At 72.3% G+C, this 7,130-nt stretch carries 6 protein-coding genes; 5 read left to right on the forward strand and 1 reads right to left on the reverse strand.

Annotated features, from left to right (window positions below; all coding sequences use genetic code 11):
- The 5 genes from OS124_RS28085 to OS124_RS0116760 all read left to right on the forward strand — a co-directional run.
- Positions 1–238 (forward strand): hypothetical protein (locus tag OS124_RS28085; RefSeq protein WP_237708133.1); only part of this gene is annotated, 238 nt, incomplete at its 5' end.
- Between the two features lie 29 nt (positions 239–267).
- Positions 268–2,073, forward strand: coding sequence for an efflux RND transporter periplasmic adaptor subunit (locus tag OS124_RS0116745; RefSeq protein ID WP_138919576.1), 1,806 nt, complete (start codon positions 268–270; stop codon positions 2,071–2,073).
- Positions 2,074–2,077: 4 nt separating this feature from the next.
- Complete coding sequence (locus OS124_RS0116750) at positions 2,078–4,195, forward strand: peptidase M50 (RefSeq protein ID WP_010140968.1); 2,118 nt, start codon at positions 2,078–2,080, stop codon at positions 4,193–4,195.
- Positions 4,196–4,217: 22 nt separating this feature from the next.
- Positions 4,218–6,146 carry a preprotein translocase subunit SecA gene (locus OS124_RS0116755; protein ID WP_010140970.1) on the forward strand — a complete coding sequence of 643 codons (1,929 nt, stop codon included), beginning with the start codon at positions 4,218–4,220 and terminating at the stop codon, positions 6,144–6,146.
- Between the two features lie 9 nt (positions 6,147–6,155).
- Positions 6,156–6,890: an efflux RND transporter periplasmic adaptor subunit gene (locus OS124_RS0116760; protein ID WP_010140971.1), complete on the forward strand. Its 735-nt coding sequence runs from the start codon at positions 6,156–6,158 to the stop codon at positions 6,888–6,890.
- On the opposite strand, the gene OS124_RS27560 is transcribed toward OS124_RS0116760, so the two are convergent.
- On the reverse strand, positions 6,891–7,130 hold a 240-nt coding region (locus tag OS124_RS27560; protein ID WP_010140972.1), incomplete at its 5' end, for a hypothetical protein. It lies immediately after the preceding gene.

Raw genomic sequence — 7,130 nt, forward strand, 5'->3', positions numbered from 1 at the left:
AGGACGGTCGGCGACCGTAGGAGGAACGAGGAACGCCCGGCCGAGGACACCCGCCCGAACCGGCGCCGAGGCGCCGCCGCTGGAAGAGGCACGCGCCTTGCCGGCGCCGGAGGCCACGGATACCGCCATGGGCTGGGCCCTTGCGGCAGGTCAGAAGGTGGCCAATACTCCGGCCTCCGGGGCGCCCTCGTGGACCATCAAGAGCTGGCGCTTCGGCAAGGGTGGCGATGCTGCCTGAATGCCTGCTGAAAACCTGACCGGATGACCATGACGGCCCCTCTGACCATGCCGCTCTTCGAGCGCGCGCTGCGGCGGCACCTTGCGGTGCTGCCGGGGCTGAAGGGCGTGCAGGCCTTCCTCGGCGAGGGCGGCGACTGGACCGAGGCGGCGCGGCTCGGTGACCTGCCGATGCAGGTGCACCGCCGCGTGCTGCCCGCTTTCGATCCCGATGCCGGGGGCGCGGTCGAGGCCATGGGCGAGGGGCAGGAGGGCTGGCTGGCGACCTACATGGTCGGCGGGCCGGGGCTGGACCTTGTCCTGATCCTGCGGCTGGCGGGGATCTCTCCCGGGGAGCTTCAGACCACGCTCAACGCCATCGAGGCGCGCACCGGCTGGCTGCTGGTCGCCGCGCTGAACGACCGCGAGGAGGCGGGCGAGGCGCGGGCCCTTGGCGGTGCCGTCGGGGCGCAGGTGCTGATCGAGGCCGCGCGGGCCCGCAAACGCCGAGTGCTGGCCGACCAGTGGATCGCCCGGCTGGAGGGCGCCTTCCAGCCCGCGCTGACCGGCGTCTGCTGGGTCCGGGCCGAGACGCCGAAACTGGCTGCCATCTCGGGTGGGGGCGGGATTGAACGGCCCTCGGATGCGCGCCAGGCGATCGAGGCGCTGGCCGGTCTGGCCCTGCGCCACCGCACCCCGATGCTGACCGCCCCGGCCGAGGGCCCGCCGCCCGAGGGTCTGGACGAGGATCCGGGCCGCGAGGATCCGCTGACCGCCCGCCTGCTGGACGAGGCACAGCTGCTGGTCGAGCGCCTCGGCGGCGCGCGCGGGCTGATCCTGCCGGTCTGGCAGGGCGACAGGGCGGGCGCCGTGGTGGTGCTGATCTTCCCGCCGGGCGAGGGGCAGGGACTGCGCGCCGAGGGGGCCGAAACGCTCTCGGGGCTTCTGGGCGAGGCTCTGACGATTCAGGCCCGGGCCCATCCCGCGCCGCTGCGCCGCTTTGGCAACTTCCTGGCCGGGCTGTTCATCGCGCTCTTCGGCAAGACGGCCTGGAAGCTGAAGCTGGCGCTGCTGATCCTTGTCGGGGCCGCCGTGACGCTGGCCTTCGTGCCCGCCCGCATCGCGCCCTCCTTCACCGCCCGTGTCGAGGCACGTGAGCGGCAGGTGGTCTCGGCCCCCTTCGACGGGTTCCTGTCGCGCGCACCCTTCCAGCTGGGCGACCGGGTGCAGGGCGGTGACCTTCTGGTCGCCATGGAGGATGCCGACCTGCGCCTGCGCCTCAACCAGATCCGCGCCCGCATCGCCGAGATCGAGAGCGAGGCCGCCACCGCCCGTGCGCAGCGCGACACCGCCCAGGTGCGCCTGCTGGAGGCGCAGCGCGAACAGGCCCAGGTCGATCTCGGGCTGACCGAGCGCCAGCTTGATCTTGCCACCTTCGCCGCGCCCTCCGAGGCCGTGGTGGTCGGTGGTGACGCCTGGCGCCGGGTCGGTGACCGCGTGCGGCTGGGTGAGCCGCTGATGGAGCTGGCGACCTCGGGCGCCTTCCGCGTGCTGGCCTTCGTCGACGAGGACTGGATCTCCGACCTGCCCGTCGGCACCCCCGGCAGCCTGCTGCTGACCGCCTACCCGGATGCACCCCTGTCGGTGACGCTGGCCGCCATGGGCGGGCGCCCCGAGCAACGCGAGGGCATCAACAGCTTCCCGGTCTGGCTGGACTTCGACGCGGCCCCCGCGCTGGACCTGCTGGACGGGATGCGCGGCGTGGCGCGGCTGGACCTTGGCGAGACCTCGGCGCTGAAGGCCTGGACGCGCGGCGCGGCACGCTGGTTCCGTCGGACCCTCTGGCGCTGGAGCTAGGCCCATGGCCGGGCTGCGTCACCCCGACTGGCACCTCTTCGCCGAACGCCGCTTTCGCCGCCGCGCCGCCGTCAGCGCCTCGGCGCAGGTCTTCCGGGGCGAGCCCTATATCGTGCTCTCGGACCGCATCACCGGCCAGCACGTGCGCCTGTCGGCGCGGGCGCAGGATCTGTGGCGGATGCTTGACGGGCGGCGCACGGCGCAGGCGCTCTGGGAAGAGATGATCCGCCGCCCCGCCACTGCGCCGACCCAGACCGAGCTGGTCGACTGGCTGCTGCAACTGGTGTCCTCCGGCCTCGTGCTGTCGGATCATGAGATCGACGCCGAAAGCCTGACTGAACGCGACACCCGCCGCCGGTCCCAGCAGATCGAGAGCCGCGCCGCCTCGCCGCTGTCGATCAAGGTCCGGCTCTTCGATCCCGAGCCGCTGGTACGCGCGGTCTGGCCCTTCGTCGCCTGGCTCTTCACGCCCTTCGGCGGGGTGCTGGTGGCGGCGCTGCTGCTCTCCGGGCTGGTCCTGGGGCTGATGCACCTGCCAGAGCTGACCCAGGGCGCCGACCAGGCGCTGTTGTCGCAATCGCGGCTGATCGGCGTGGCGCTGACCTATCCGGTGATGAAGTTCTTCCACGAGATGGCCCATTGCCTCGCGCTTTACCGTTTCGGCGGCAAGGTGCGCGAATGCGGGGTCATGTTCCTCGTCTTCTTCCCGGTGCCCTATGTCGAGGCCAGCGAGGCCAACGCCCTGCCGGACAAGCGCGCCCGGATGCTGGTCGGCGGGGCCGGGATCCTGGCGGAACTCGTGATGGCCTCGCTGGCGCTGATCCTCTGGCTGTCGCTGGAACCGGGACTGGAACGCGCCATCCTGTTCAACTTCATCCTGCTCGGCACCGTCTCGACCCTGCTGTTCAACGGCAACCCGCTGCTGAAGTTCGATGCCTACTACGTGCTCTCGGACTGGCTTGAGCTGCCCAACCTCGCCTCCCGCGCCGGGGCCTTCCTGCAGGACCGGTTCCTGTGGCGCATCTGCGGGCTGCGCCCCGAGCTGGACGTCAGCCGCAGCGAGGCGCGGATCTTCGCCCTTTATGGCACCGGGGCGCTGGCCTACCGGATGCTGCTGACCCTGACCATCGCCTTCGTGGTGGCCAACTGGTTCTTCCTGCTGGGGCTGCTGCTGGCGGCCTGGGCGGTGGTGATGGGGCTGCTCTGGCCCCCTTACAAGACTTTGCGAAAGGGGTGGCGCATGGCCAGGTCCCAGAACCGTCAACGCCGCGCCGGGGGGCGCTTCCTGCTGTTCATCGCCGTGGTGGTCGGGCTGGCAGGCTTCGTGCCCTTGCCCTTCTCGGCCCGGGGCGAGGGGCAGGTGACCCTGCTGCCCGCCGCCCAGGTCACCGCCGGAACGACGGCGCGGGTCGCCGCCTTCCGCGTGGCCGATGGCGCCCAGGTGGCGGCGGGCGACGAGATCCTGCGCCTCGAAGACCCCGAGGCTCTGGCCCGGCGCGAGGCGCTGACCCTCAGCCTGGCCTACCTCTCCGAGGCGCTGACCCGCGCCGGCCTTGCCCCCCTCGAACGCCAGCGCCTTGAGCGCGAGCATCAGATCACCGCCGAGGCGCTGGAGCGTGCCGGGGAACGGGTTGCCGCCCTGTCTGTCACCGCGCCCCGCGCCGGGCGGCTGGCCTGGGACGGGGCGCGGGCGCCGCTTGAGGGCGCCTTCCTGTTCCGCGGCGACCGGCTGGGCGAGGTGCAGGCGGGGGATGCGATCGAGCTGCCCATGGCCTTCCCGGCCTCCTATTCGGGGCGGGCGCGCGACAGCCAGCGGGTCGACCTGCTGTTTCCCGATGGCGCGCAGATGTCCCTGCCGGTGCTGCGCGACAGCGTGGTCGACAGCGGCGGCCAGGTGCCCGAGGCGCTGCTGGCCCCTGCGGGGGGGCCGCTGCCGGCCAGCCCCGGTGGCGAGGGCCGGGTGCTGATCGCCAGCTGGATCCTCTGGGCCACGCCCGAGGGCGACCTGTCGGCGCGCGCCGGGATGCGCTTTGACGCCCGGGTCGATCTGGGGCGGGCGACGGCGGCGGAACAGCTGCTGTTCCACCTGCGCCGCCTCTTCGTCCGGGTGATCCGCCTATGACGGGCGCCCCGGAGGCCGCAGCATGAGCCTGGCCGACACCGCTCCGCCGGGCCTGCGCGCCTGGCGCCGCTCCCGCCGCCATCCGGTGCGGCGCGAGCTGTCGCGCCTGGGCCGGGCACGGCTGTTCTTCGACGACACCATCGGCTGGCGACTGAGCCGGGGCAGGGGCGGGCTGGCCCCCGCCCGCCTGATCGCCGCCACCCGCGAGACCTGGGCGCTGCTGCAACCGCTCTCGGATGACGACCTCGTCGAGGTCAACGCCGCCCTGCACATCTCCGCCGAGGCCCTGTTGTCGCGCGAGGGCGCCGCCGTGCTGGCCCTGGTGCTGGAGGTCATCCGCCGCGAGACCGGCCTTTCGCTGCGCGACAACCAGATCGAATGCGCCCTGCGCCTGCTGGCCGGGGAATGCGTCGAGCTGCGCACAGGCGAGGGCAAGTCGCTGGCCGCCGCGCTGACCGCGCTGGCCGCCGCGCGGGTCGGCATCTTCACCCATGTGATCACCGTCAACGACTACCTCGCCGCCCGGGATCACGAGGGCATGGCCCCCATGGCCCGCCGCCTCGGGCTGACCTCGACCGTGGTCTTGCAGAAACATACCGATGACGAGAAGCGCGCGGCCTACGACCACGATATCGTCTACGGCACCAACAAGACCTTCGTCTTCGACGCCCTGCGCGACCTGCGCGAGGCGCGGCAGGGCAAGGCGGCGCATACGGCGCGCCAGATGGGCCGCAGCTTTGCCGTGGTGGACGAGGTCGACAGCGTGCTGATCGACGATGCCACCGTGCCGATGATCCTGTCAGAACCGACGGCCGAGCCGCCCGCCGCCGACATCCGCCTGTTCACCGACCTGCTGGAGTTCGCCCGCGCCACGCGCCCGGGGCGCGAACGCAGCAGGGACAGCCGCGACAGCTGGCGCCTGACCGAGGCGGGGATCTCGGCGCTGGCCGAACAGGCCCGCCACTGGTCCCACCCGGCGGCGCGCGACGACGGGCTGGTGACACTGGCCGAGATGGCCCTGACCGCCCTGCACAACTTCCGCGACGGGGTGCACTACATCCTGCGCGAGGGCGAGGTGCTGATGATCGACCAGGCCACGGGCCGCCTGATGGAGGACCGCAAGTGGGCCTACGGAATGCAGCAGATGGTCGAGCTGAAAGAGGGCGTGCCCCCCTCCGCCGAGGCGCGCACCGTTGGCCAGATCACCCAGCAGAGCTTCTTCCGCTCGTATCGCCACCTGGCGGGCCTCACGGGCACCGCCCATGAATGCCGGGCCGAGTTCTGGTCGATCTACCGGCTGGCGGTGCGCCCGGTGAAACCCCATGCGCCCTCGCGGCTGAAGGACCTCGGCCTGCGCATCCACCGCGATGCGCCGCGCAAGTGGCAGGCCATCGCCGCGCGCGCGGAAGAGGTGGCGCGGGAGCGTTCGGTTCTGATCGGCCTCAACGACGTTGCCGAGGCCGAGGCCCTGCGCGCCACTTTCGCCGCCCGGGGGCGCGAGGTCGCCGTGCTCGATGCCCTGGCCGAGGCGCAGGAGGCCGAGCTGGTCGCCGGGGCGGGCCAGCCGGGCCGCATCACCATCGCCACTCACCTTGCCGGACGCGGCACTGATATCGGCCTGGCCGAGAGCGTGCGCGCGGCGGGTGGGCTGCATGTGATCATCGCCTCGGTCATGGCCTCGGGGCGGCTGGAACGGCAGCTTTACGGCCGCGCCGGGCGGCAGGGCGACCCGGGCAGCTACGAGCGCCAGATCGCGCTGACAGACCGGGGGCTGTCGGAAGGGGTGCCGGGGCTGACCCGGGCGCTCTGCATGGCATTGCTGCGGCTGCGCCTGTTCCCGCGCCGGGCGCTGTCGCGGATGCAGGGCGCGCGCGATGGCCGGGCTTTGTCGCTGCGCCGGGCGACGCTGCTGCGCGAACAGGAACTGGCGCGCCAGCTTGGCATCCGCTAGGCTTTCACCATGAAACGCGCCGTCTTCCTTGGCCTGCTGGCCCTCGTCCCGCTTCCCGCTGCCGCCCAGCAGACGGCACCGCAGCCGCTGACCTGTCTGCTGTCCCCGCTGCATGTCTCGGACGTCGGGTCCGAGCGCACGGGCATCGTCACCGAGGTCCGCGCCGAGCGCGCCGACCTTGTGCAGAAGGGGCAGATCCTAGTGCAGCTTGACCGCGCGCTGGTCGAGGCCGACCTGGCGCTGGCCGAGATCACCATCGAGGATCTGACCGCGCGGCTGGAGCGGCTCGACCGGCTGGGCCAGCGCAACCTTGTCTCGGGCGAGGAGCTCGAGAAGACCCGGACCGAGCTGCGCCTGGCGGTGGCCGAGCGCAACCGCGCCGAGCTGGCGCTGGAACGCACGGTGGTGCTGGCGCCCTTCACCGGCTACGTCGCCACGGTCGGGGTCGCCGTGGGCGAGCTGATCGGCACCGACCCGCTGCTGCGCCTGATCGACATCGACACCCTGCGCGCCGAGATGGTCTTTACCGATGCCTTCTACGGAGAGATCGAGGCCGGCGACGAGATCACGTTCGCCATCGACCTGACCGGCGGCGAGGTCACGGGGCAGGTGGTGGCCATCGACCCCTTCCTCGACGTGGCCTCGAACACCTTCTCGGTGCTGGCCGAGATCGACAATTCCGACCGCGCGCTGCCTGCCGGGATCGCGTGCCGGGTCACCGGCTGGCAGGGCGGGGCGGGCTGATCAGCCCGCAAGCGGCCGCAGGGCGTCTTCGGCCTCGGCCGCGGTGATCTCGAAGTAGAGCGTGGTGAAGTCGCCCTTCTGCGCGTCCTCGCCCGCCGCCACATGGATCAGCTGGGACCGCGTCGCGCAGGCCGCCGCCTCGGCGAACCGCGCCTGCTGGGTCAGCCCGGCCAGCATCGCCGTGACCCGCCCGGGTTTCAGCCGCGCCCGCCGGAGGGTCGCCAGCCACGAGTTGCGCCC

It is taken from the genome of Oceanicola sp. S124 (assembly GCF_000220565.1).
Classification (GTDB): domain Bacteria; phylum Pseudomonadota; class Alphaproteobacteria; order Rhodobacterales; family Rhodobacteraceae; genus Pseudooceanicola.